This is a genomic window from Streptomyces sp. NPDC004065, from assembly GCF_044903565.1.
Classification (GTDB): Bacteria; Actinomycetota; Actinomycetes; order Streptomycetales; family Streptomycetaceae; genus Streptomyces.
The window spans coordinates 1-21578 of the sequence record NZ_JBJDQT010000043.1 but is presented as its reverse complement, the minus strand read 5'-3'; the positions used below and the strand labels follow the sequence as shown (position 1 = coordinate 21578).

General features: G+C 73.9%; 24 protein-coding genes. 13 read left to right on the top strand and 11 right to left on the bottom strand.

Features of this window, described 5'->3' with window-relative positions; all coding sequences use genetic code 11:
• Window positions 1-227: 227 nt before the first annotated feature.
• Window positions 228-938: a TetR/AcrR family transcriptional regulator gene (locus ACI2LW_RS31645; protein WP_404734700.1), complete on the bottom strand. Its 711-nt coding sequence runs from the start codon at window positions 936-938 to the stop codon at window positions 228-230.
• A gap of 257 nt (window positions 939-1195) precedes the next feature.
• On the opposite strand from ACI2LW_RS31645, the gene ACI2LW_RS31640 reads away from it, so the two are divergent.
• A complete protein-coding gene (locus tag ACI2LW_RS31640; protein WP_404734699.1) occupies window positions 1196-1453 on the top strand; it encodes a DUF2630 family protein in 258 nt (85 codons plus the stop codon).
• Window positions 1454-1484: 31 nt separating this feature from the next.
• Here the strand turns inward: ACI2LW_RS31640 and ACI2LW_RS31635 are convergent, their stop codons facing one another.
• The 4 genes from ACI2LW_RS31635 to ACI2LW_RS31620 all read right to left on the bottom strand — a co-directional run bounded on the left by ACI2LW_RS31635 (window position 1485) and on the right by ACI2LW_RS31620 (window position 4910).
• A complete protein-coding gene (locus ACI2LW_RS31635) occupies window positions 1485-2192 on the bottom strand; it encodes an HAD family hydrolase (protein WP_404734698.1) in 708 nt (235 codons plus the stop codon).
• A 26-nt stretch (window positions 2193-2218) separates the two neighbouring features.
• Complete coding sequence (locus tag ACI2LW_RS31630) at window positions 2219-2917, bottom strand: phosphatase PAP2 family protein (protein ID WP_404734697.1); 699 nt, start codon at window positions 2915-2917, stop codon at window positions 2219-2221.
• Window positions 2918-3229: 312 nt separating this feature from the next.
• Window positions 3230-4165, bottom strand: a complete 936-nt coding sequence (locus tag ACI2LW_RS31625) for a M56 family metallopeptidase (protein WP_404734696.1) — start codon at window positions 4163-4165, stop codon at window positions 3230-3232.
• Window positions 4166-4340: 175 nt separating this feature from the next.
• Window positions 4341-4910, bottom strand: coding sequence for a DUF5134 domain-containing protein (locus ACI2LW_RS31620; RefSeq protein ID WP_404734695.1), 570 nt, complete (start codon window positions 4908-4910; stop codon window positions 4341-4343).
• A gap of 190 nt (window positions 4911-5100) precedes the next feature.
• On the opposite strand from ACI2LW_RS31620, the gene ACI2LW_RS31615 reads away from it, so the two are divergent.
• Both ACI2LW_RS31615 and ACI2LW_RS31610 read left to right on the top strand, forming a co-directional pair.
• Entirely contained in the window at window positions 5101-6798 is a 1698-nt protein-coding gene (locus ACI2LW_RS31615) for an FUSC family protein (protein WP_404734694.1), read from the top strand.
• Complete coding sequence (locus tag ACI2LW_RS31610) at window positions 6795-7445, top strand: MarR family winged helix-turn-helix transcriptional regulator (protein ID WP_404734693.1); 651 nt, start codon at window positions 6795-6797, stop codon at window positions 7443-7445. The genes ACI2LW_RS31615 and ACI2LW_RS31610 overlap by 4 nt, the downstream gene beginning before the upstream one ends.
• 326 nt (window positions 7446-7771) lie before the next feature.
• Here the strand turns inward: ACI2LW_RS31610 and ACI2LW_RS31605 are convergent, their stop codons facing one another.
• The gene (locus tag ACI2LW_RS31605) at window positions 7772-8554 is read right to left on the bottom strand and encodes a VOC family protein (RefSeq protein ID WP_404734692.1); all 783 of its coding nucleotides are present in this window, start codon (window positions 8552-8554) and stop codon (window positions 7772-7774) included.
• Window positions 8555-8656: 102 nt separating this feature from the next.
• On the bottom strand, window positions 8657-9061 hold the full coding sequence (locus ACI2LW_RS31600) for a VOC family protein (protein ID WP_404734691.1): 405 nt from the start codon (window positions 9059-9061) through the stop codon (window positions 8657-8659).
• A 70-nt stretch (window positions 9062-9131) separates the two neighbouring features.
• On the opposite strand from ACI2LW_RS31600, the gene ACI2LW_RS31595 reads away from it, so the two are divergent.
• On the top strand, window positions 9132-9671 hold the full coding sequence (locus ACI2LW_RS31595) for a GNAT family N-acetyltransferase (protein ID WP_404734690.1): 540 nt from the start codon (window positions 9132-9134) through the stop codon (window positions 9669-9671).
• Between the two features lie 128 nt (window positions 9672-9799).
• On the opposite strand, the gene ACI2LW_RS31590 is transcribed toward ACI2LW_RS31595, so the two are convergent.
• Complete coding sequence (locus tag ACI2LW_RS31590) at window positions 9800-10483, bottom strand: glycerophosphodiester phosphodiesterase (RefSeq protein ID WP_404734689.1); 684 nt, start codon at window positions 10481-10483, stop codon at window positions 9800-9802.
• Window positions 10484-10931: 448 nt separating this feature from the next.
• Between ACI2LW_RS31590 and ACI2LW_RS31585 the strand changes: the two genes are divergently transcribed.
• The 4 genes from ACI2LW_RS31585 to ACI2LW_RS31570 all read left to right on the top strand — a co-directional run bounded on the left by ACI2LW_RS31585 (window position 10932) and on the right by ACI2LW_RS31570 (window position 14911).
• Window positions 10932-12329 (top strand): DUF6421 family protein, encoded by a 1398-nt coding sequence (locus ACI2LW_RS31585; RefSeq protein WP_404734688.1) that lies wholly within the window; start codon window positions 10932-10934, stop codon window positions 12327-12329.
• A gap of 65 nt (window positions 12330-12394) precedes the next feature.
• Window positions 12395-13150 (top strand): SDR family NAD(P)-dependent oxidoreductase, encoded by a 756-nt coding sequence (locus ACI2LW_RS31580; RefSeq protein ID WP_404734687.1) that lies wholly within the window; start codon window positions 12395-12397, stop codon window positions 13148-13150.
• Window positions 13147-14217: a threonine aldolase family protein gene (locus tag ACI2LW_RS31575; RefSeq protein WP_404734719.1), complete on the top strand. Its 1071-nt coding sequence runs from the start codon at window positions 13147-13149 to the stop codon at window positions 14215-14217. The genes ACI2LW_RS31580 and ACI2LW_RS31575 overlap by 4 nt, the downstream gene beginning before the upstream one ends.
• Window positions 14218-14317: 100 nt before the next feature.
• The gene (locus tag ACI2LW_RS31570) at window positions 14318-14911 is read left to right on the top strand and encodes a transglutaminase domain-containing protein (RefSeq protein ID WP_404734686.1); all 594 of its coding nucleotides are present in this window, start codon (window positions 14318-14320) and stop codon (window positions 14909-14911) included.
• 177 nt (window positions 14912-15088) lie between these two features.
• On the opposite strand, the gene ACI2LW_RS31565 is transcribed toward ACI2LW_RS31570, so the two are convergent.
• From ACI2LW_RS31565 to ACI2LW_RS31555, 3 genes are all read right to left on the bottom strand, one after another.
• Window positions 15089-15316, bottom strand: a complete 228-nt coding sequence (locus ACI2LW_RS31565; protein ID WP_404734685.1) for a hypothetical protein — start codon at window positions 15314-15316, stop codon at window positions 15089-15091.
• An 85-nt stretch (window positions 15317-15401) separates the two neighbouring features.
• Window positions 15402-16130: a lysophospholipid acyltransferase family protein gene (locus ACI2LW_RS31560; protein ID WP_404734684.1), complete on the bottom strand. Its 729-nt coding sequence runs from the start codon at window positions 16128-16130 to the stop codon at window positions 15402-15404.
• Between the two features lie 172 nt (window positions 16131-16302).
• Window positions 16303-16719, bottom strand: coding sequence for a DUF4395 domain-containing protein (locus ACI2LW_RS31555; RefSeq protein WP_404734683.1), 417 nt, complete (start codon window positions 16717-16719; stop codon window positions 16303-16305).
• A gap of 73 nt (window positions 16720-16792) precedes the next feature.
• Here ACI2LW_RS31555 and ACI2LW_RS31550 point away from each other — a divergent pair, with 73 nt between their 5' ends.
• The 5 genes from ACI2LW_RS31550 to ACI2LW_RS31530 all read left to right on the top strand — a co-directional run bounded on the left by ACI2LW_RS31550 (window position 16793) and on the right by ACI2LW_RS31530 (window position 21495).
• Window positions 16793-17209, top strand: a complete 417-nt coding sequence (locus ACI2LW_RS31550; RefSeq protein ID WP_404734682.1) for a thioredoxin family protein — start codon at window positions 16793-16795, stop codon at window positions 17207-17209.
• A gap of 208 nt (window positions 17210-17417) precedes the next feature.
• Window positions 17418-17927, top strand: a complete 510-nt coding sequence (locus tag ACI2LW_RS31545) for a flavin reductase family protein (RefSeq protein ID WP_404734681.1) — start codon at window positions 17418-17420, stop codon at window positions 17925-17927.
• A 220-nt stretch (window positions 17928-18147) separates the two neighbouring features.
• On the top strand, window positions 18148-18933 hold the full coding sequence (locus tag ACI2LW_RS31540) for an electron transfer flavoprotein subunit beta/FixA family protein (protein WP_404734680.1): 786 nt from the start codon (window positions 18148-18150) through the stop codon (window positions 18931-18933).
• A 53-nt stretch (window positions 18934-18986) separates the two neighbouring features.
• Window positions 18987-19949: an electron transfer flavoprotein subunit alpha/FixB family protein gene (locus ACI2LW_RS31535; protein ID WP_404734679.1), complete on the top strand. Its 963-nt coding sequence runs from the start codon at window positions 18987-18989 to the stop codon at window positions 19947-19949.
• 241 nt (window positions 19950-20190) lie between these two features.
• Window positions 20191-21495: a DUF6986 family protein gene (locus tag ACI2LW_RS31530; RefSeq protein ID WP_404734678.1), complete on the top strand. Its 1305-nt coding sequence runs from the start codon at window positions 20191-20193 to the stop codon at window positions 21493-21495.
• Window positions 21496-21578 lie beyond the last annotated feature (83 nt).

Sequence of the window (21578 nt, the reverse complement as noted above, 5' to 3'; positions counted from 1 at the left end):
GCATCGCACCGACCGGACCCGTGGGGGAGCGACAGCACCGCACGGGCGGCGTGTCGCCGTATGACGTCCCGCGTACGACGTCCCGCGTACGACGTCCCGCGTACGACGTCCCGCGTACGACGTCCCGCGTACGACGTCCCGCGTACGACGTCCCGCGCACGACGCCCCGCCGTACGACGTCCCGCCCGTGACGGTCGTGGCCGCGGCTCCCGTTGGCCGGCCGTCCGCTACGCCCCGGGCGGCGCGGGCTCCGGCGGCGCCGGGTCCGGCGGCAGGACGGCGGACGCCGGACGGCCCGTGGCGAAGAAGCGGGACATGTCCGTGTCGCACGGCCGGTCCGACCCGGTGTCCGGCGGGAAGCCCATGCCCCAGTCGAGCCGGTAGCGCTTGAAGAGTTCCGCGCGCAGCACCGGCACCCGCATCGGCACCCCGGGCACCAGCGCGGCGTAGACCGCCCCCATGAGCAGGGCGCGCAGCATCGGGTAGTCGGCGTCCACGTCGGGGGAGCCGTACCGGGCCACCGTGTCGCGCAGCAACTCGGACAGGCGCTGCTGCTCGGGGCACTGCACGAAGCCCTCGGCCTGAAGGATTCCCGCCATGTGCTGGCGCATCAGCACCGGACGGTCGCCGGCCAGTCCCAGGATCGCGTCGATGGTCCGCGCCATCCGCTCCCGGCCGTCCTCGGTGCGCGGCTCGCGCTCCAGCGCCTCCTCCAGGGTGCGGTGCATCAGCCGGTGCACGGCGGACTGCACCAGCTGGCGCTTGCCGGGGAAGTAGTACGAGCACAGGCCCCGGGCCGATCCCGCCCGGTCGGCGATGGCGGCCAGCGTCGTCGCCTCGTACCCGTGCTCGCCCACCAGTTCGACCGCGGCCTGCAGCAGCCGTTCGCGGGAACGCCGCCGCAACTCTTCGTTGACCGAGGCGCTGCGCGGGGACATCCTGGAACTCCTGTGTTGACTGGCTGCCAGCCAACTATACTCAGCCGGGAGTCGGCCGGCCCCTTGCGAAGGGTGCGGTCCGGGCTGCCGTCCGCCTCGGGCGACGCGGGGGATCGTCCGAGGCGGACAGGCCGCGCCCCACTCGTGTCCTGGGGCGACTTCCCGTGCCCCGCGCAGCTGTCGCACCGCACCCGCATGGTCCCTAGAGTGGCAACCGGTGGCGAGCCGCGGTGACGAGCCGAGGAGGCACGGTGGGCATGGCGGAGCGGGACCAGGAGCTGCGGATCCTGGGCCGGATCACGGAGATGGTGGAGGACGAGCGGCGGCTGCGCGCGGCCCTGGCCTCCGGACAGATCGACAGCGGCACCGAACAGGAGCGGCTCGGCCGGCTGGAGCGTGAGCTCGACCGGTGCTGGGACCTGCTGCGGCAGCGGCGCGCCAAGACGGAGTACGGCGAGGATCCGAACGAGGCCAGGGTGCGCCCGTCCTCCCAGGTGGAGGGCTATCTGGAGTGAGCGTGGCGCGGATCGCTCAGGCCGGGGCCGGTCAGGCCGCCCGGGAGCGCCGCTCCACCAGGCCGGGCACCGGGCGGAGCGCGTCCGGCCGCTCGGCGACCGGCAGGTGGTCCACGAAGTGCACCCCGCACCCCAGGGCCGCGGCGCCGCCGTCGGCGTGACGGCTGTCGCCGACCATCAGCACGTCCCGCGGCTGCGCGCCCAGCGCCGCGCAGGCGGTCGCGAACAGGCGCGGGTCCGGCTTCTGGACGCCGTGCTCGAAGGACAGGACGTAGCTGTCGACGTACTCGTCCAGTCCGTGCGCGCGGAACACCGGGCGCAGGTCCCAGCCGATGTTGCTCACCACGCCGACCGCGATGCCGCGCGAGCGCAGGGTGCGCAGCACCTCGGCCGCGTCCGGGTACGGCGCCCAGGCCTGCGGCGTCATGTGCCGGTCGTACAGCGCGTCGTGCAGGGCCGGGTCGGGCAGGGACACCCGGCGGGACAGGCCGGTGTAGGCGGCGCGGTGCAACTCCGCGCTGCGGTCGCGGATCTCCCACAGCGCGGCCATGTCCTCGGGCACGCGCACGGGAAGCGCCCCGCCCGGCAGCGCTCCCGCCTCCTCCAGCGCGCGTGCCTTCTCGGCCAGCTCGCGCTCGCCGAGGACCGTCCCGGTCCCGGTCAGCGCCGCGCGCAGCCAGGATTCGGCGGATTCGACGCGGAAGAGGGTCCCGGAGAAGTCGAAGAGGACGGCGGCCATGCGCTGATCGTAATGAGTCACGGCGATCACACGCAGGCGTTCCGCGCGGACCACCGGGTGTACGCGGTGGTCGCCGCCGCCACGACCGCCGCGCCCAGCAGCCAGCCGCCCACGACGTCCGACAGCCAGTGCACGCCCAGCCACACCCGGGTCAGGCCGACCCCGGCCACCGACACGACGGCCAGGGCCACGGCGGTGCGCCGCAGGGTCCGGCCGGCGCCGTGGTGGTGCAGCAGCCACAGGAGCAGGCCGCACACCACCGTCGCCGTCATCGCGTGGCCCGACGGGAAGGCCGTGTAGCGGGCGGAGTCCACCGGGTCCGGCCAGACCGGCCGGGGCCTGCCGATCGCCGCCTTCAGCGTCTGCTGGAGCACGGTGGCCAGCGCACAGGTGAGCGTCAGCCACACGGCCGTCCACCAGGCCGCGCGGCGCCACACGAGCCACACCGCGGCCGCCGCGCACAGCAGGCGCATGGTCAGCGGATCCCACACCCAGTCCGTCAGGACGCGGAACACGTGGGTGACGCCGGGGTCGCCGACCGCCCAGCGGTGGGTGGCGCGGGCCACCGCACCGTCGACGCCGACCAGGGGCCGCCAGCGCACGGCGACGAGCGCCGACAGCAGCACCGAGCACAGCGCCAGTGCCGGCACGGCACGGGCGGACCGGGTGGTGCGGGGGCGGCGGCCGGGTGGACGGGGTGAGGAGTCCACAGGTGCGGGGTGCATGAGGCGATCCTCGCCGAACGGGGGACGGGAAAACCCCCGAAGCGGGCAGGACGGTCCCGCCGGAGGCGGTCGCGCCGCCGTCCGGGCGGCGCCGCGTCCTCCCCGACGGCGGTCCCGCCGGGGCGATCCGCCCGGGCGTGGAGCCGCCGCCCCACCCGCGGCCGAACGGCAGCGGCCCCCCGCACGCGGGCCCCCGCCTCGCTGTGGCCGGGAGTGCGTGACGCCGGCTCCGTCCCGCCTTGCCCGGGGGACCGCAGGGGTCCGGCGCCTAGCTGGGGCCGGGAAGGCGTGCCGAGAGGCCCTGCCCGGAGGTCAGCCCAGCGCGTGCAGTCCCGGGACGAGAGTCACGAGCACCGGGACGACCGGGACCAGCGATGCCATCGCCGTCAGGCGCAGCCGGCGGCCCGCCGTGAGGCGGTCCGGGGGAGTGAGCAGGCGGTTGACCCGCTGCGGCACCTGGGCCTGCGCGGTGGGGCAGGGGCCGAAGAGCCCGCGGTCCTCGTTGAGTTCGACCAGGGCCAGCGCGGTCGTCAGCCGGCCGAAGCGGCGGGAGGCCACGTCGTCGGCGGCGAGTTCGACCAGTCGGTGCATCTCGTCGCGGAACGCGGCGAACACCGGCACCTGCGGGAAACCGCCCGCCAGCGCGGCCGAGCAGTGCAGCAGCCAGTCGTGCCGCGCCCGCGCATGGCCCTGCTCGTGCGCGAGCACGGCGTCCAGTTGGCGCCCCTTCAGACGGCGCAGCGCGGCGGTGGTGACCACCAGCCGGGGCGGTGTGCCGGGCAGCCACCAGGCGTCCGGGCGCTCGCCCTCCAGCACCACGAGCCGGTCGGCACCGGGCTCCTCGCCGGGCAGCAGCGGGGCGCGGACGAGGAGTTCGGCGCGCCGCAGCCGACGGCGCGCCCGGGCCCGTACGACCTCCCGTACCAGCATCGCCGCGGTCCAGGCGCCACCGCAGGCGAGCGCCACCGCGATCGCCGGGGCCCAGGCACCGGCCGTGCCGAGCGCGTAGGCCTCCACCACGGCACGCGGCGCCGGGGCGAACACATGGCCGCGCACCGCCTGCCAGGCGGCGGCCGCGCTGAGCGTCATGGACAGCGCGCAGCACAGCAGCACCGCGGCCACCACGCACTGCCACGCCCACAGCGCGAGGACCGGTTCCCGGTCCGGCCAGTCGGCGCGGGCGAGCAGCCGCGGACCGGCGACGGCGGTCAGCGTGCCGAGCAGCAACAGCACCGCGGAGACCATCATGCGAGCAGCCTATGAGCGCCCGGCCCGCCCGGCGCGGACCAGGACGGCGAAGTGACGCAGACCACGCACGGGCCACGCGCGGACCACGCACGGGCCACGCGCGGACCACGCGCGGACCACGCGGGCCGGCCCGCGCCGCGCGGTGACGCCGTCGCGCCGTCGCGGCCGCGGCCTGTCACAGCGTCAGCAGCATCGCCACCATGGCCATCCCCATCGACAGCCGGCACGCCCGGGCCAGCTCCGGCCGGTCGCCCCACGCGGGCGCGGTGCCGCCACCGGCCAGCGCACCCGTCGCCGCGCCCACGGCCGGCACCAGCCGGGCGCCGGCCACCAGCACGTATCCCGCGAAGTACAGCAGCAGCGCCCCGGTGACCGGGGGTATGCCCGCCCCGCCGTGCGCGTGCGGGTGGGAGGCGCCGGGCGAGGCGGCCATCACGACGGCCATGTACACCATCGCCGACGCGCCGACCAGGTGGTGCAGATGGTGCGGGCCGGTCCGCGCCGCCCACAGCGCGCGCAGCGCGGCGGCGCCGAAGACCACCGCGTAGGCCGGCCAGGCCCACGCGGGCGGGCTGAAGACAGCCGCGGGCACGGCCATCGCGGCCATGCCGAAGCCCATCAGCGCCTCGCCGCCCGCGGCACGGCGCTGTTCCTCGACGGTGCTGCGCATCCGCAGCAGGCAGTAGGCCCCGGTCGCCGCGCACAGCGCGACCAGCAGCCAGCCGGGTGAAGCCGGTCCGTGCACCCCCCACCTCCCCGCTCGACGGCCCGGACCACCCCCCGGCGGCCGTCCGGTCGGTCAAGGGATGCCCACGGGGTGCGGCGCACACGCGAGCGCAGTGAGGTGCACCGGGAGCACTCGGGGGAGCACGGGGTGTCACCGTGGCCGTGCGGCAAATTTTTTACGAGTAAAACACCTGTTGAGCTTATGCCTCATGAGCAGCACCACCCCCGGCATCATGACGCGCACCGCCCGGCGGCTCCCCCTCACCGGCGTACTGCGTCTCGGCCGCCCCTCCGACATCTGGTTCAAGCCCGCCCTGAGCGTCGTGGCCTCGACCGCCCCGCCCAATCTCCTGCTGCTCGCCCTCGGCCGCCTCGACCTGGCCATGTACACGATGGCCGGTTCGCTGTGCGCGCTCTACGCCCACAACCGCCCCTACGCAGCCCGGGCCCGCGTCCTGGCCCGGGTCGTGCTCGGCATGCTCGCCGGGCTGGCCCTCTCCCTGGTCGCGGCCTCCCTCACCACCGACCCGGTCGTCCTGGTCGCAGTCGGCGCGCTGATGGCCGCCGTGCAGAAGACCCTGTGCGACGCCACCCGCATCGGCCCGCCCGGCAACGTCATCCTGGCCTTCGTCAGCTCCGCCGCCCTGTTCGTGCCGCAGACCCTCGCACAGGTCCCCGGCCACACGGCGCTCGCCGCCGCTGCCGGCGTCTGGGCCTGGCTGGTCGGCATGGCGCCCTCCCTGCTGCGCCCGCACGGCCCGGAGCGGCGCGCCACCGCCCAGGCGCTCAACGCCTGCGCCGCCCACGCCGCCCACGCCACCACCGGCGGCACCGGTGGCCCCGGCGACGGCCACGAACGGACCCGCGCCGCCGCTGCCGCCGCCGTGCAGTCCGCCTGGCAGACCCTGCTGTCCACCCGCCGGGGCTCCGCGACCCGGCGGGCCCTGGAGCGGCTCCTCGTCCGCGCCGAGGTCGCCCTCGCCGCTCCCGCCGACACCGACCCCGGCCAGTTGCGCCGCTGGGCCCGCCGGCTGTGCGGCTCCGGCCCCGTGCCGCACACCGGCGAGAGCGGGACGGCCGCGGACGAGATCCTCGGCGTGGAGACCGAGGCCGCCGCACCGCGCCGCCCGTGGCGCAGCCGCCTGGCCCCCCTCGCCCCCATCGCCGTACGCACCGCACTCGGCTGCGCGCTCGCCGGGTACGCCTCCCTCGCGCTCGGCGTCGGACGCCCCTACTGGGCGCTGGTCACCGCCGCCTCCCTCTACCAGGCCAACACCACCCTCACCTGGCGGCGGAGCGTCCAGCGCGTCGTCGGCAACCTCCTCGGCGTCCTGGTCTTCGCCGCCGTCGCGCCGCTCGCGCACGCCGGCGCGGTGGCCCTCGTCCTGTGCTGCGTGGCCTTCAACTTCGGCGCCGAGGCGCTGATCGGCCGCAACTACTGGCTGGGCACCGTCTGCGTGACCCCGCTGGCGCTGCTCATCACCGAGTTCCCCGGCCGGCAGGCCCCGGGCGAACTGATCACCGAGCGCGCCATGGACACCCTGGTCGGCGCACTGGTCGGCTTCGCGGCCGCCGCCGTCGTCACCAACCGCCGGGCCGGGGACCGCGTCGAGCACGCCCTCGGCGCCGTCGACCGCGCCCGCGAGCGGGCCGCACGTCTGCTCGCCGAGCAGGCCCCCGCGCCCGCCGCGCTCCAGTCGGCCCGCCGCGACCTGGTCGCCGCGCTGGCCGAGCTGCGCGCCACCGTGGACGCCGCGTCCGGCGAGTGGTGGCAGCGCGCGCTGCCCCAGGAGCGGGTCGTGCTCACCGAGCAGTCCGCACACCGTACGCTCGCCGCGACGGTACGACGCCAGGGCCTCGGCGCCCGGGCGGGCACGGGCAGCACGACGGAGGACGTACGGCCATGACGGCGAGCAACGGGCGGCCGGCCAGCGGGACGGCGGCGAACGGGAACGCGGCGGACGCGCGGCGCGACGCCGGCCGGGCACGGAGCGGGGCCCGGACGTCCCGTGCGGCCGGCCGCGCCGAGCCGCAGGCTCCCTCCGGCGCCCGGACCGACACCGTCGCGCAGGTCGTACGGCAGTGGCGCGCGGTCCACCCCGGCCTGGACACCGCGCCGATGGAGATCATCGGCCGCATCAACCGCTGCGCCGCGCTGCTGCAGCAGGCCGAGGACGCGCCGCTGCGCCAGGCGGGACTCAGCCGGCCCGAGTTCGACCTGCTGGGCGCGCTGCGCCGTACGGGACACGAGCTCACGCCCAGCGAACTGGCGCGGGAGACGTTCTCCTCCGGGGCCGCCGTCACCAAGCGCCTCAAGCAGCTGAGCGAACGCGGACTGGTGGAGCGCCGCGGCGACACCCGGGACCGCCGGGTCGCCCACGTCCGCCTCACCGACGCGGGCCGCGAACTGGTGGACGGCATCCTTCCGGAACAGCTGGCCTACGAACGGACGGTCCTGTCCGTCCTGGACGGCGAGGACCGGGGCGACCTGACGGCCCTGCTCGGTGAGCTGCTCGCGCGGCTGGAGGGACGGGGCGGGATGCCCCGGATCTGACGGCGGGGGCACGGGTCCGACACCGGGTGCCGCTTGTGCCCCGGCCGGCGCCCGGATTCCGGCTCCCGGCTCCCGGATTCCGGCGCCCGGCTTCCGGCTCCCGGATCCCGGATTCCGGCGCCCGGATCCCGGCCTCCGGCTCCCGGATCCCGGCCTCCGGCGGGGCTCACCGCGCGCCTGACGCCGGATCCCGGCTCCCGGCGCGGCGCACGCGACCCCGACGTCTGCCCAAGTCCGCGACCCGCGCGGACGTCTGCCCAAGTCCGCGACCCGCGCGGACGTCCGCCCGGGCCCGTGGTGCGCCGCCGGACGTCCGGGCCGTCTCCTCAGCTCTTCCGCGCGTCCCGCGCGTCCTGCGCGGCCCGGTAGATGCCGAAGGCCGCGCCCTGCGGGTCGCGCAGCACGGCGATGCGGGGTCCGTCCGGGACGGAGGTGGGCTCCTGGAGGGTCTTGGCCCCGCCCCGGAGCGCGGTGTCGGTGGTCGCGTCCACGTCCTCGACCGCGAAGTACGGCAGCCAGTGCGGCGGCACGTCGGGCGGGAAGCGGTCGTGCATCGACGCCATGCCGCCGAAGTCCTCGCCCCGCAGCCCCCACTGCGTGTACCACTCGGAGGCGTTGACGCTCCAGCCGAACACGGTGGTGTAGAAGTCGCGGGCGCGCTTGATGTCACGGGTGGCCAGTTCCACCCAGCCGAGCGAGCCGGGCCGGTTGAACGCGTCGGCGCCGCAGAACCGGCCGGCCTCCCACATCTGGAAGGCGGCCCCCGACGGGTCCAGCGCCACCGTCAGCCGGCCCTCGTCGAACACCTCCAGCGGACCGCGGATCACCGTCCCGCCGGCCTCGGCCACCTTGTTCGTGGCCTCGTCGGCGTCGGCGACGCAGAACGACACGTTCCACGCGACCGGCTGCGAGGGCCGGAACAGCGGCCCGAGTCCGGCGACGGCCGCCTCCCCCTTGCGGACGATGGTGTACCCGCGCATCTCCTCACGGGGGTCCGGCTCGGCCCGCCAGCCGAACACCTCCGTGTAGAACCGCGTGGCCGCCTCGAGATCACTGGTCCCCAGCTCCGCCCAGCAGGGGCCGCCGACCACCGGCTTGTCGAACTCCATGGCACTCCTCCGGGATCGCTCACCCCCATCCAGCACGCTAGCTCCGGCCACCCTCGGTGGCCAGCCGGAGCCGTACAGTCGGGCCCCGCGGCCGGGGAGGACTCAGATGCCCGCCCGGAAGCGCAGCGGATGGTCCGCCGGGACCTCGACGAGCACGATCGGTGTGCCGTCCGGGTCCGCGATCCACATCTCGATCAGTCCCCACGGCTCCCGCACCGGCTCCCGCGCGATCGGCACGCCCTTCGCGCTCAGCTCGGCGTGGGCGGCGGCCACGTCCTCGACCTGGAGCCACAGCCGCACGGCGGGGGAGGGAGGCGGTCCGGTCGCGGGGGCCAGGCGGCCGGAGACCTCGAGGAAGCCGCCGCCGAGGAAGTAGACGGTGCCGCGTTCGGGGCCCGTGCCGAACTCGCGGTAGACGGCGAGGCCCAGCTGCTCGCCGTAGAAGACGCGGGAGCGCTCGGGGTCGGAGGGCCGGAGCAGTGTCCGGCTGCCGAGTACGTGCACCATGCACCGGAGCCTAGTGGCAGGATTGCCCTCGCTTCCGCGCCGCCGCGCCCGAGGACCGAAAGGCACGCCCATGGAAACCGCCGCCACCGCACTGACCTTCCGCGAAGCCGTCGACGCGGACGTGGACACGCTCGTCGCGCTGATCGAGTCGGCGTACCGCGGCGACGCCAGCCGGGCCGGGTGGACCACCGAGGCGGACATCCTGGAGGGGCAGCGCACCGACCCCGAGGGCGTGCTGGCCGTGATCAAGTCGCCCGACAGCCGGCTGCTGACGGTGGAGCGGGACGGCCGCGTCGTCGCCTGCTGCCAGCTCGAGCACCGCGGCGAGCACGCCTACTTCGGCATGTTCGCGGTGAGCCCCGCGCTGCAGGGCGCCGGCCTGGGCAAGCTGGTCATCGCGGAGGCGGAGCGCCGGGCCCGCGAGGACTGGGGGGTGCGGGAGATGCACATGACGGTGATCTCCGTGCGGGAGGACCTGATCGCCTGGTACGAGCGCCGCGGCTACCGCCGTACGGGAGAGATGACCCCCTTCCCGTACGGCGACGAGCGGTTCGGCATCCCGCAGCGCGACGACCTCCAGTTCGAGCTGCTGGTCAAGGAACTCGGTTAGCCGCTCACCGGCCCGCGGAGCCCGCCGGCCCGCGGAGCCACAGGTCCCCGCGCCCTGCCCGCAGGTCCCGGCGCCCGGCCCGCAGGTCCCGGCGCCCGGCCCGCGGGCCCCGGCGCGCGGCGCCCGGCTCAGGCCGTGAAGCGGCCGGTGCGTTTGATCTCCGGGTAGTCGGTGGTCGCCCCGTCCAGCTCCAGGGCGCGCACCAGCCGCAGGTGGTCGAGGGTGTTCACCACCCAGCCGATGATCCGCAGGTCCGCCTTGCGGGCGTGCTCGACGATCTCCAGGGTGAGCCGGCGGATGTTGAGGACCAGGGTGCCGGCGCCCACGGCCGTGGCGCGCTCGGCGATCCCGGTGTCGTAGTGGTCGGCGACCAGCGCGGTGCGCACGCCGGGGACCAGGCGGGCGACCTCGGCGAGCGCCTCGTCGTGGAACGACAGCACCTCCACCCGGGAGACGAGGTCGCGGCGGAGCATGACCTCGGCCAGCGCCCGCGCCGCCGCCGCGTCCTTGATCTCGGCCTGCAGCGGCGCCCGGACGGCGTCGAGGACCTCCTCGAAGACGGGGATCCGCTCGCCGCGCCCGGCGTCCAGCGCGCGCAGCTCGGCGAGGGTCTTGTCGGCGATCGGGCCGCTGCCGTCGGTCGTGCGGTCCACGTCCGCGTCGTGCATGACGACGAGGGCGCCGTCCTTGCTCAGGTGCAGATCGAGTTCGATGACGTCGAGGCCGGCCTGCTCGGCGGCGACGAAGGAACGGAGGGTGTTCTCGGGCTCGACACCCATGACTCCGCGGTGACCGATGGTAAGGAAGTTCAAGGTTCAACTCGCTTCCGTCGACGGCGGCTCGGCGCGGCGCGGACGGACGGACGCCGTCGTCCGCGCGGCAGTGCCGCAGCCTAATGGCCCGGGCCCGCGATGAACCCGTTGCTGCGCGGGGCAGTGGGGTGACGGCCGCCCGCCCCAGGGGTCCGGCCGCCGTCACGGTCACCCCGCCGTGGGCGAGTTGCGCGGAGATTGACCCCGCCGCCCGCCGGCCCCTCCCCGGAGCCGCGGCGGCTGGAACTCGCCTGTGCGAAGGGAGGGGTGCCCGGTGCCTCCCTCACCCGGTCGGCCTAGTGGAAGTCGCCGCCACCCGGGTGTCACACAGGAAAATGGGCGGCGACGGCGGGCTCACGCAGAATAATTTCCCGGAGGCGCCCTTGCTGGCGGAAACCCCGTATGTATACGGTCTCCTTACGCGAGCTTCTCCGGTGGAGGATGGGACATGACGGAAATTCTTGTGCAGGTGGGTTCGGAGGGGCAGGTTCCTCCGGTGAGCAGGGTGGTCGAGCACCCGGCCTGGCCCGTGCTCAAGGATGCCGTGGAGCAGATCCGGCCATGGCAGTCGAAGGACGGGTCCATCGACTTCGGGGCGGAGGGCGCCCCCGCCCGTGCCGAGGCCGAGGACGCCGTACGCCGGGTGGCCGGGGCCGTGCAGGAGCTGTCCCCGCTGCTGCCGCACGACGCCGACTACCACGAGGCGCTCGTGAAGGACCTGCGCCGCTGGGCCGAGGGCGGCTTCGCGGTGCCGGACTTCCTCGACTCGCTGCTCGCCTTCCAGCCCGCCGCCAACCGCGTGGACGGCCTCCAGCACCTGGTCGTCTTCCCCATGTACACGCAGAACGGCAACCCGGACCGCAACCTCGAGGCGGTCGTGCTGCGCATGGTCTGGCCCGACTGGCTGGCCGAGCTGGAGCGCACCCGCTACGACAACCCGCTGTTCTGCGGCATCACCTTCGAGGACTTCACGGCGGGCTACGACACCAACTCCGCGGTGCTCTTCCCCGAGACCATCGCCGTGCGCGAGGCGCCGGAACGATTCTCCTGGGGTGGCATCTTCTGCGACCGGGAGGCCGCCCGCTTCCGCCGGGTCACCGCCGCCGCCGTCGACCTGCTGGGCCTGGAGCTGCCCGAGGACATCGCCGCCATGGTCCACGACCAGAAGCGCTGCGAGGAGGCGTTCGTCCTGTGGGACATGGTGCACGACCGCACCCACAGCCACGGCGACCTGCCCTTCGACCCGTTCATGATCAAGCAGCGCCAGCCGTTCTGGATGTACGGCCTGGAGGAGCTGCGCTGCGACCTCACCGCCTTCAAGGAGGCCGTGAAGCTGCAGGCGGACGGCGTCGCCCAGGCCCGCGACGTCCAGTACGCGGTGCTGTTCGACCGGATGTTCCGCTTCCCGGTCACCGGTGAGCGCGTGCGCAACTACGACGGCCTCGGCGGCCAGCTGCTCTTCGCGTACCTGCACAAGCACGACGTGGTGCGCTGGACCGACAACAGGCTCTCGATCGACTGGGAGCGCGCCCCGCAGGTCACCAACCAGCTCTGCGCCGAGATCGAGAAGCTGTACCGGGACGGCATCGACCGCCCCAAGCTGGTGCACTGGTTCGCCGGCTACGAGCTGGTCTCCACCTACCTCGCCCCGCACCCGGGCTCCAAGTGGGCCAAGGGCCCCGAGGCCCTGGACCTGACCCTGCCGCCGCGCAAGCTCGTGGACGACGTGCTTCCGGACGAGTTTCCGCTCAGCATGTTCTACGAGGCACTGTCCAAGAAGCTGAAGAATGTGATCGCGTCCACCAAGGGCATCACGGCGGACAGCGCCGAGCGGGTCGCCGCGTGAGCGACCGCACACCCTCCGGGCGAACGAGCCAGGCGGGGCCGAACACTGCGACGGAGGCGAAGAAGATGGGGAACGGGGCTCTCAGCGGTGCGGTGATCGCGGTGGCCGGAGCGGGCGGCCCGGCCGGCCGGGCCACGCTGCTGCGGCTCGCCGAGGCCGGCGCCACCGTGGTCGGCGCGGACAACGATCCCGAGCGGCTCTCCGAGGCCGTGGACGCGGCCCGCTACGCCTCCGGCGGAGCCACCGTCACCGGGGACACGGTCGACCTGCTCGACCTGAAGTCCACCCGTGACTGGGCCGCCCACATCGAGAAGGACTTCGGCCGCGTCGACGGCCTGGTGCACCTCGTGGGCGGCTGGCGCGGCAGCGAGACCTTCACCAAGACCAGCCTGGACGACTGGGACTTCCTGGAACTGCTGCTGGTGCGCACCGTGCAGCACACCTCGCTGGCCTTCCACGAGGCGCTGCAGCGCAGCGACCGCGGCCGGTACGTGCTGATCAGCGCCGCCGGTGCCAGCCGTCCCACGGCGGGCAACGCCGCCTACGCCGCGGCCAAGGCCGCCGCCGAGGCGTGGACGCTCGCCATGGCCGACTACTTCCGCAAGGCCGGGAAGGCCGAGGGCGCCGAGGGGCCCACGTCCGCGGCTGCGATCCTGGTGGTGAAGGCGTTGGTGCACGACGCGATGCGCGCCGACCGCCCCAACGCGAAGTTCGCGGGCTTCACGGACGTCAAGGACCTGGCCGAGGCCATCGCCGGCGTCTGGGACAAGCCCGCCGCGGAAGTGAACGGAAACCGTCTGTGGCTGACCGAGAAGCCGTGAACCCCCCGAGGACCGACGCGCGTCGCCATCACGACCCGCGGGTCCGCGGTTTCGCCAGCGACAACTACGCCGGGGCGCACCCGGAGGTGCTGGCCGCCCTGGCCGTGGCCAACGGCGGCCACGAGGTCGCCTACGGCGAGGACGCCTACACCGACAACCTCCAGCGGATCGTCCGCAGCCACTTCGGCGCCACCGCCGAGGCGTTCCCGGTGTTCAACGGCACCGGGGCCAACGTCGTCGCGCTCCAGGCGGTCACCGACCGCTGGGGCGCGGTGATCTGCGCCGAGAGCGCGCACATCAACGTCGACGAGGGCGGCGCCCCCGAGCGCGTGGGCGGCCTGAAGCTGCTCACCGTGCCCACCCCCGACGGCAAGCTCACGCCGGAGCTGATCGACCGGCAGGCGTACGGCTGGGAGGACGAGCACCGCGCGATGCCGCAGGTCGTCTCGATCACCCAGAGCACCGAGCTGGGCACCCTCTACACGCCAGAGGAGATCCGGGCGATCTGCGAGCACGCCCACGCGCACGGCATGAGGGTGCACCTGGACGGCTCCCGCATCGCCAACGCCGCCGCCTCCCTGGACGTCCCCATGCGGACCTTCACCAACGCGGTCGGCGTCGACATCCTGTCCCTGGGCGGCACCAAGAACGGCGCGCTGTTCGGCGAGGCGGTCGTGGTGATCAACCAGGACGCCGTCCGCCGTATGAAGCACATCCGCAAGATGAGCATGCAGCTCGCCTCCAAGATGCGCTTCGTCTCGGTGCAGCTGGAGGCGCTGCTCGCCCGGGACCTGTGGCTGCGCAACGCCCGCCACGCCAACGAGATGGCGCAGCGGCTGGCGGAGGGCGTGCGGGCCGTGCACGGGGTGGAGATCCTTTACCCGGTGCAGGCCAACGGCGTCTTCGCCAGGCTGCCGCACGACGTGAGCGAGCGTCTGCAGAAGCGGTTCCGGTTCTACTTCTGGGACGAGGCCGAAGGCGTGGTGCGCTGGATGTGCTCCTTCGACACGACCGAGGACGACGTGGACGCGTTCGTGGCGGCGCTGAAGGAGGAGATGGCCCGGTAGCCGCCCCGGTGGAGGGGGCCACCGGTGAGATCTGCATAGTTATGCGATCACTTGAAAAGTCATTGACTGCCGAGTGATCGCATTCCTATGCTCTGCGGGCATGGAGCTGATCCAGAACACCCCCGACCTGTCCGCCTATCTCGCCGCTGACGAGGCGATCGACCATGAGCATCCGGTGGTCCGCGAGACCGCGGCCCGGCTCGCCGAGGGGGTGGCCGACTCGTATGCCTATGCGCGATCCGCCTACGAGTTCGTACGGGACACCATCCCCCACTCGCAGGACTCCGGCGATCCGCGCGTCACCTGGCGCGCCTCCGACGTCCTGCGGCTGCGCACCGGCATCTGCCATGCCAAGGCCCACGCGCTGGCGGCCCTGCTGCGCGCCGAGGACATCCCGACGGCGCTGTGCTACCAGCGGCTGACCCATGACGCGGGCGGCGGACACGTGCTGCACGGCATGGTCGCCGTCCGCTTCAACGGCGCCTGGCACCGGCAGGACCCGCGCGGCAACAAGCCCGGCGTCGACGCGCGGTTCTCCCTCGCCGGTGAGCGCCTGGCGTTCACGCCCGACCCGGCGGCGGACGAGACGGACTACCCGCTGCTGTACGCCGCACCCCACCCGGCCGTGCTGGCCGCCCTCGGCTCGGCCCCCGACCGGCCCGCGCTCTGGCGGACCCTGCCGAGCGCGCTCTGATCCCGGGCCCGCCGGACGACGGCCCCGCCGGAGGACGGGCCGGTCGCGGCAGAGGGGCCGCGGGTGACGAACTCGCCGAACTCGCCGCACTCGCTGAACCGCCCGCGGAGACCGGCCCCGGCGCGCGCCTCGCCGTACGGCGCCCGGGAGTCGGGGGTACATCCCGTGGGCGGGTGCCTACGACCGGGGGCGGTACTGGTCGCTCATCGTCGGCGTGGTGTTGTGCATCGCCAGGCTGGTGTACGAGATCCGGTCCTGCCGGGCCTGGGCGCGGACCGCCTGTTCGGTGAGGATCCCGTCGGCGTTCTCCGTCGCGCCGTTGCGGCGCCGCAGGAGCGTGAGGACCAGAAGTGCGGCGACCGCGCCGAGCAGGCCGAACAGGACACCGAGCGCCACCATGGACATCCCCCGTCCGCCTCGCGTGCCGAACCGAGCCGAGCCGACCCGCCGTCAGATTAGCGCGGTCCGCCGGCGTCGATCCAGGGACGGGTCAGTGCGCCTCGGCCAGGCGCAGCTGCTCCGGGGTCGGAGCCGTGCCGCCGAGGTGGGCGGGCATCCACCAGGTGTCGTCCGCGCCCCGGGGGCGTACCGGGTACGAGCGCTGGGCGGCCTCCAGGAGCTCCTGCACCCGCTCGCGCAGCCGGCGGGTGAGGGCGCCGGCGTACTGCTCGCGGGGAGCCTCCAGGGCCTCGCCGACGCGGATGGTGATGGGCGTGTGGCTGCGCTTGAAGTTGCGCGGCCTGCCCTTGGTCCACAGCCGCTGCGTGCCCCACACCGCCATCGGGACCAGCGGCACCCCGGCCTCCTGGGCCAGCCTGGCCGCACCCGACTTGAAGCTCTTCAGCGTGAACGACTGCGAGATCGTGGCCTCGGGGAAGACCCCGACCACCTCGCCGGAGCGCAGCGAGTCCAGCGCGTGCTCGAAGGCCGCCTCGCCCCGCGCGCGGTCCACCGGGATGTGCTTCATGCCGCGCATCAGCGGGCCGGAGACACGGTGCCGGAAGACCGACTCCTTCGCCATGAAGCGCACCAGCCGCTTCTGCGGGAGTGCGGCCAGTCCGCTGAAGATGAAGTCCAGATAGCTGATGTGATTGCTCACCAGCACGGCACCGCCCGACCGAGGGACGTTCTCCGCCCCCTGGCAGTCGATCCGGAGGTCCCACACCTTGAACATCGTGCGGGCGAGACCGATGACGGGACGGTAGACGAACTCGGCCATGGGCGGGGTGAACCCTTCTGTCGGCCAGGGAAGGGGGACTCCCTGCGGAAGTTACGCTGCCGTAGGTTTACGGCACGTCGAGATCGTGCCCCAAGAACGGCCGGGTAGCCAGCCCGCGTGCCGCCGCGCGGCGAGATTCTCGTCACGTCACCCCTGTGAGCCGCCCCTCGGGTCACTGCGTACGCACCGTCAGCCGCCGCACCAGCAGGAACATCTCGCAGCCCAGGCAGTAGCCGAACGCGGCGTTGAGGAAGGCGGCGGCGAGCGCCGCGCCGGTGGCCGCGAGTCCCAGCCACTGCGGCCCCAGCGCGTATCCGGCCAGACCCAGGCCGGCGAAGAGGAGCCCGACCGCCTGCGCGAACCGGGGCGGTTCGGGCTCCTCGAACCGGGTGGGCGGACCGATCCGGGGGCGCACCGCCCTGCGGAACAGCCATCCGTAGGGCGAGCGGCCGGCCCCGCCGGCCGCCCCGAGGGCGAAGGCCAGCACCTGCCAGGCCAGCAGCCAGGGGCTGGAGGTGACCAGCACCGCGGCCAGCACCACCGTCGTCACGGCCGCGCCGAACCGCGGCCCTCTGGCGTCGATGTCCATGAACGAAGCATTCCGCAGCGGGAACCATTCCGGGAGCCGGGAATGTTTGCAGTCTCGTGAACGCTTCAGGGGCGTGACGACCGGACTGGTGGTGTGCGTGTCGGTGCTCGCGGCGGCGAGCGCGTACGGAGTGCTGCGACGGCGGCTGAGCGGGAGGGTGCGGGTGCGCGGGCGGGACGAGGGCAGGCGGCTCGGCGCCGCCGAGCTGGGCGGGGAACTCGGGCGGCGGGCCACGCTGGTGCAGTTCTCCAGCGCCTTCTGCGCACCGTGCCGCGCCACCCGCCGGGTCCTCGGCGAGGTGGCCGGCCTGGTGCCCGGGGTCGCCCATCTGGAGATCGACGCCGAGGCCCACCTGGACCTGGTGCGCGAACTCGGCATCCTGAAGACGCCCACGGTGCTGGTCCTCGACGCGGACGGCCGCGTCGTGCGGCGCGCCACCGGACAGCCCCGCAAGGCGGACGTCATCGCCGCCCTGGGCGAGGCGGTCTGAGGGCGGCCCCGGTGACGGTGAGGCATCTCCCATATGCCGGGACGTACTTGACTGTGCGCACCACCTATCGTCAGCCTGACCGTATGCCTTGGGAACTCCTTCTCTTCGGACGGGGCCACGTGGATCTCGCCCGCACCGCGAGCGCGCGCTGTCCGGGCTGTTGAGCAGCCACGCATCCCGCTCGTCCGACCAGCAGAGGGACAACCCGATGACGGCCACCTCCGGCCTCCGCACCGTCCGGCCCGCCACCGGCGACCTGCTGCGCTCCGTCTTCCGCCGGCACGCGGCCGGTGTGGCGGTGATCACCGCGAGCGGTGAGGCGGGGCCGGTCGGCTTCACCGCGACCTCCCTCACCTCCGTGTCCGCCGAGCCCCCGCTGGTCTCCTTCGGCATCGGCACCGGCGCCTCGAGCTGGCCGGCGGTCTCCCGCGCCGGGCACGTCGGCGTCCACATACTCGGCGAGCACCAGGAGGAGCTGGCCGCCACCTTCGCCCGCAGCGGCGCCGACCGGTTCGGCGCACCGACGTCATGGCGGTACGGACCCGAGGGTGTGCCCGTCCTGGACGGCGTGCTGGCCTGGCTGGTCTGCCGGGTCGTGGGGCGGGTTCCGGCCGGCGACCACCGCATCGTGCTCGCCGAGATCGTCTCCGGCGACCCCGCCGGCGCCGGCCGCCCCCTCGTCTACCACCAGGGCCGTTTCCGCGGCCTGCGGGACTGAGCGCGCCGCCCTCCCCGCTGCGGGGCCGTCGGATTCCGGTTACGCTGCGTTGCGAAGGTCACAGTTCAAAGCGCTTGCTTAGCGGGCACGAACTGGGTGTACTGACGAGTAATATTCCGGTGGTGGCGCGGGGTCGCCCCGACCGGGATCAGCCGCTTCAGGCGCCTATGCTGCCTGCAAGAAGGCAGCACTGAAATGACGATGCAGTAGGAGAGCCGGCGTGAGCTTGAGGATCGTTGTCACTGTGAAGTACGTGCCCGACGCCACTGGCGACCGGCACTTCGCCGATGACCTGACCGTCGACCGTGACGACGTGGACGGTCTGCTCTCCGAGCTGGACGAGTACGCGGTCGAGCAGGCGCTGCAGATCGCCGAGGACGCGGACGACGCCGAGGTCACCGTTCTGACGGTCGGCCCGGAGGACGCCAAGGACGCGCTGCGCAAGGCGCTGTCCATGGGCGCCGACAAGGCGATCCACGTCGAGGACGACGACCTGCACGGCACCGACGCCATCGGCACCTCCCTGGTCCTGGCCAAGGCCATCGAGAAGGCCGGCTACGACCTCGTGATCTCGGGCATGGCCTCCACCGACGGCACCATGGGCGTCGTGCCGGCCCTGCTCGCGGAGCGCCTGGGCGTCCCGCAGGTCACCCTGCTGTCCGAGGTCTCGGTCGAGGACGGCACGGTCAAGGGCCGCCGCGACGGCGACGCCGCCTCCGAGCAGCTCGAGGCGTCCCTGCCGGCCGTCGTGTCGGTGACCGACCAGTCGGGCGAGGCCCGCTACCCCTCCTTCAAGGGGATCATGGCGGCCAAGAAGAAGCCGGTGGAGTCCTGGGACCTGTCCGACCTGGACATCGAGGCGGACGAGGTCGGCCTGGACAACGCCTGGACGAAGGTCGACGCGGCGGCCGAGCGCCCGGCCCGCACCGCCGGCACGATCGTCAAGGACGAGGGCGAGGGCGGCAAGCAGCTCGCTGAGTTCCTCGCGAGCCAGAAGTTCATCTGAGCCCGCATCCGCCGACCGCCCGCACCCTTCGCAAGCAGGAGAGAAGAAGTCCCATGGCTGAAGTCCTCGTCTACGTCGACCACGTGGACGGCGCCGTCCGCAAGCCCACCCTGGAGCTGCTGACCCTGGCCCGCCGCATCGGCGAGCCGGTCGCCGTCGCCCTCGGCAACGGCGCCGCCGACACCGCCGCCGCCCTCGCCGAGCACGGCGCGGTGAAGGTCCTCACCCACGACGCCCCCGAGTACGCCGAGTACCTGGTCGTGCCGAAGGTGGACGCCCTGCAGGCCGCCTACGAGCAGGTCTCCCCGGCCGCCGTGCTGGTGCCCTCCTCCGCCGAGGGCAAGGAGATCGCCGCCCGTCTGGCGCTGCGCATCGGCTCCGGCATCATCACCGACGCCGTCGACCTGGAGGCCGGCGACGAGGGCCCGGTGGCCACCCAGTCGGTGTTCGCCGCGTCCTTCACCACCAAGTCCCGTGTCTCCAAGGGCACCCCGGTCATCACGGTCAAGCCGAACTCGGCCGCCGTGGAGGCCGCCCCGGCCGCGGGCGCGGTCGAGGCGCTGAACGTCACCTTCTCCGAGAAGGCGACCGGCACGAAGATCACCGGCCGTACGCCGCGCGAGTCGACGGGCCGCCCGGAGCTGACCGAGGCCGCGATCGTGGTCTCCGGTGGCCGTGGCGTCAACGGCGCCGAGAACTTCGCGATCATCGAGGCCCTCGCCGACTCGCTCGGCGCGGCCGTCGGCGCCTCCCGCGCCGCCGTCGACGCCGGCTGGTACCCGCACACCAACCAGGTCGGCCAGACCGGCAAGAGCGTCTCCCCGCAGCTGTACATCGCCAACGGCATCTCCGGCGCCATCCAGCACCGCGCCGGCATGCAGACCTCCAAGACGATCGTGGCCGTCAACAAGGACGCCGAGGCCCCGATCTTCGACCTGGTCGACTACGGCGTGGTCGGCGACCTCTTCGACGTCGTCCCGCAGCTCACCGAGGAGATCAAGGCCCGCAAGGGCTGAACGTCCTGCCGGGACGGTCACTGCCACCGTCCACCGCGGCCGTACCTACGAGGCCCTCGCGACCACCCGGTCGCGAGGGCCTCGCCGCGCGGGCCGGCACGGCCCCGGTCCCGCCGCGCCCGAGGGGTGTTGACCCACGCCAGGACGCACGACTACCGTCCGCCTCGCTCAACGTTTTGTTGATTCCGCGGCGCCGTGGGACACGGGACCGGGCGCAGGACGGCAGACCGGGAGGACGCGGATGGGCCGATCGCGCAGGGGCCGAGCCCGGCCGGAGAAGGCGGCGAGAAGCCTGCCCGCCGCCGTCACCGAGGAGATCGGCGCCCTCCTCGCGCCCGTCGACGCCGCACTGCGGCGCCGCTACCCCGGCGATCCCGTCACCCGCCGGCCCGTCCACACCGTCTACGTCCCCGGCGACGTCCTCACCGCCGGCACCGTCCGCTCCTGGGGCGACCGGGCGCTCGCCGCCCTGGACGAGCACGCCCCGGACGCCGCGTCGTTCGCCGCGGTGCTCGGCCTGCCCGAGGAACTCGCCGCCCCCGTCCACGAGCGCGTGCGCGCCAAGCTGGAGCGCGAACCCGTCGAGGACCTGCGCGTCGACTTCGAGGACGGCTACGGCCACCGTCCCGACGCCGAGGAGGACGAGGCGGCGGCGCGCGCGGCCCGGCTGATCACCGCGGCCCACGCCGACGGCACCGCCCCGCCCTGGGCCGGCATCCGCATGAAGTGCCTGGAGGCACCGGTCCGCGAGCGCGGCATCCGCACCCTCGACGTCTTCCTCACCGCCCTGATGGACGCGGGCGGCCTGCCCGGCGGCCTGGTGCTGACGCTGCCCAAGGTGACCTGTCCCGAGCAGGTCACCGCGATGGTGCGCCTCCTGGAGGCCTTCGAGCGGGTGCACGGGCTCGAGCCCGGCCGCCTCGGCTTCGAGATCCAGATCGAGACCAGCCAGGCCGTCCTCGGCGCCGACGGCACGGCCACCGTCGCCCGCCTGATCCACGCCTCCGAGGGCCGCGCCACCGGCCTGCACTACGGCACCTTCGACTACAGCGCCGCCCTCGGCGTCGCCGCGGCCCACCAGGCCCCCGACCACCCCGCCGCCGACCACGCCAAGGCGGTCATGCAGGTGGCGGCGGCGGGCACCGGTGTACGGGTCTCCGACGGCTCCACCAATGTCCTCCCCGTGGGCCCCACGCGGCAGGTCCACGACGCCTGGCGCCTGCACTACCGCCTCGTCCGGCGCGCTCTCGCCCGCGCGTACTACCAGGGCTGGGACATGCACCCCGCACACCTCCCCACCCGGTACGCGGCCGTCTTCGCCTTCTACCGCGAGGGCTTCCCGCAGGCGGCGGCCCGCCTCGCCCACTACACCGCCCGCGCCACCGCCGCCGACACCGCCGTCCTGGACGAGCCCGCCACCGCCAGAGCCCTGAGCACCTACCTGCTCCACGGCCTGGACTGCGCCGCCCTGACCGAACCCGAAATCACCCACGCCACCGGCCTGACCCGCCACGACCTGCAGAGGTACGCCGCGGAGCGTGTCTGAAAGATCGTGTAAGTCCGTGATGTGACAGGCTGGCCGAGGCCCGACCTCGGGCCCTGGTCAGCCGGGACGGACGGACCATGACG

What these genes read in the sequence shown, in the direction of transcription:
- ACI2LW_RS31645 (WP_404734700.1), bottom strand. Translation starts at nt 938, where the DNA reads ATGTCCCCGCGCAGCGCCTCGGTCAACGAAGAGTTGCGGCGGCGTTCC.
- ACI2LW_RS31640 (WP_404734699.1), top strand. Translation starts at nt 1,196, where the DNA reads ATGGCGGAGCGGGACCAGGAGCTGCGGATCCTGGGCCGGATCACGGAG.
- ACI2LW_RS31635 (WP_404734698.1), bottom strand. Translation starts at nt 2,192, where the DNA reads ATGGCCGCCGTCCTCTTCGACTTCTCCGGGACCCTCTTCCGCGTCGAA.
- ACI2LW_RS31630 (WP_404734697.1), bottom strand. Translation starts at nt 2,917, where the DNA reads ATGCACCCCGCACCTGTGGACTCCTCACCCCGTCCACCCGGCCGCCGC.
- ACI2LW_RS31625 (WP_404734696.1), bottom strand. Translation starts at nt 4,165, where the DNA reads ATGATGGTCTCCGCGGTGCTGTTGCTGCTCGGCACGCTGACCGCCGTC.
- ACI2LW_RS31615 (WP_404734694.1), top strand. Translation starts at nt 5,101, where the DNA reads ATGAGCAGCACCACCCCCGGCATCATGACGCGCACCGCCCGGCGGCTC.
- ACI2LW_RS31610 (WP_404734693.1), top strand. Translation starts at nt 6,795, where the DNA reads ATGACGGCGAGCAACGGGCGGCCGGCCAGCGGGACGGCGGCGAACGGG.
- ACI2LW_RS31605 (WP_404734692.1), bottom strand. Translation starts at nt 8,554, where the DNA reads ATGGAGTTCGACAAGCCGGTGGTCGGCGGCCCCTGCTGGGCGGAGCTG.
- ACI2LW_RS31600 (WP_404734691.1), bottom strand. Translation starts at nt 9,061, where the DNA reads ATGGTGCACGTACTCGGCAGCCGGACACTGCTCCGGCCCTCCGACCCC.
- ACI2LW_RS31595 (WP_404734690.1), top strand. Translation starts at nt 9,132, where the DNA reads ATGGAAACCGCCGCCACCGCACTGACCTTCCGCGAAGCCGTCGACGCG.
- ACI2LW_RS31585 (WP_404734688.1), top strand. Translation starts at nt 10,932, where the DNA reads ATGACGGAAATTCTTGTGCAGGTGGGTTCGGAGGGGCAGGTTCCTCCG.
- ACI2LW_RS31580 (WP_404734687.1), top strand. Translation starts at nt 12,395, where the DNA reads ATGGGGAACGGGGCTCTCAGCGGTGCGGTGATCGCGGTGGCCGGAGCG.
- ACI2LW_RS31570 (WP_404734686.1), top strand. Translation starts at nt 14,318, where the DNA reads ATGGAGCTGATCCAGAACACCCCCGACCTGTCCGCCTATCTCGCCGCT.
- ACI2LW_RS31565 (WP_404734685.1), bottom strand. Translation starts at nt 15,316, where the DNA reads ATGTCCATGGTGGCGCTCGGTGTCCTGTTCGGCCTGCTCGGCGCGGTC.
- ACI2LW_RS31560 (WP_404734684.1), bottom strand. Translation starts at nt 16,130, where the DNA reads ATGGCCGAGTTCGTCTACCGTCCCGTCATCGGTCTCGCCCGCACGATG.
- ACI2LW_RS31555 (WP_404734683.1), bottom strand. Translation starts at nt 16,719, where the DNA reads ATGGACATCGACGCCAGAGGGCCGCGGTTCGGCGCGGCCGTGACGACG.
- ACI2LW_RS31545 (WP_404734681.1), top strand. Translation starts at nt 17,418, where the DNA reads ATGACGGCCACCTCCGGCCTCCGCACCGTCCGGCCCGCCACCGGCGAC.
- ACI2LW_RS31535 (WP_404734679.1), top strand. Translation starts at nt 18,987, where the DNA reads ATGGCTGAAGTCCTCGTCTACGTCGACCACGTGGACGGCGCCGTCCGC.
- ACI2LW_RS31530 (WP_404734678.1), top strand. Translation starts at nt 20,191, where the DNA reads ATGGGCCGATCGCGCAGGGGCCGAGCCCGGCCGGAGAAGGCGGCGAGA.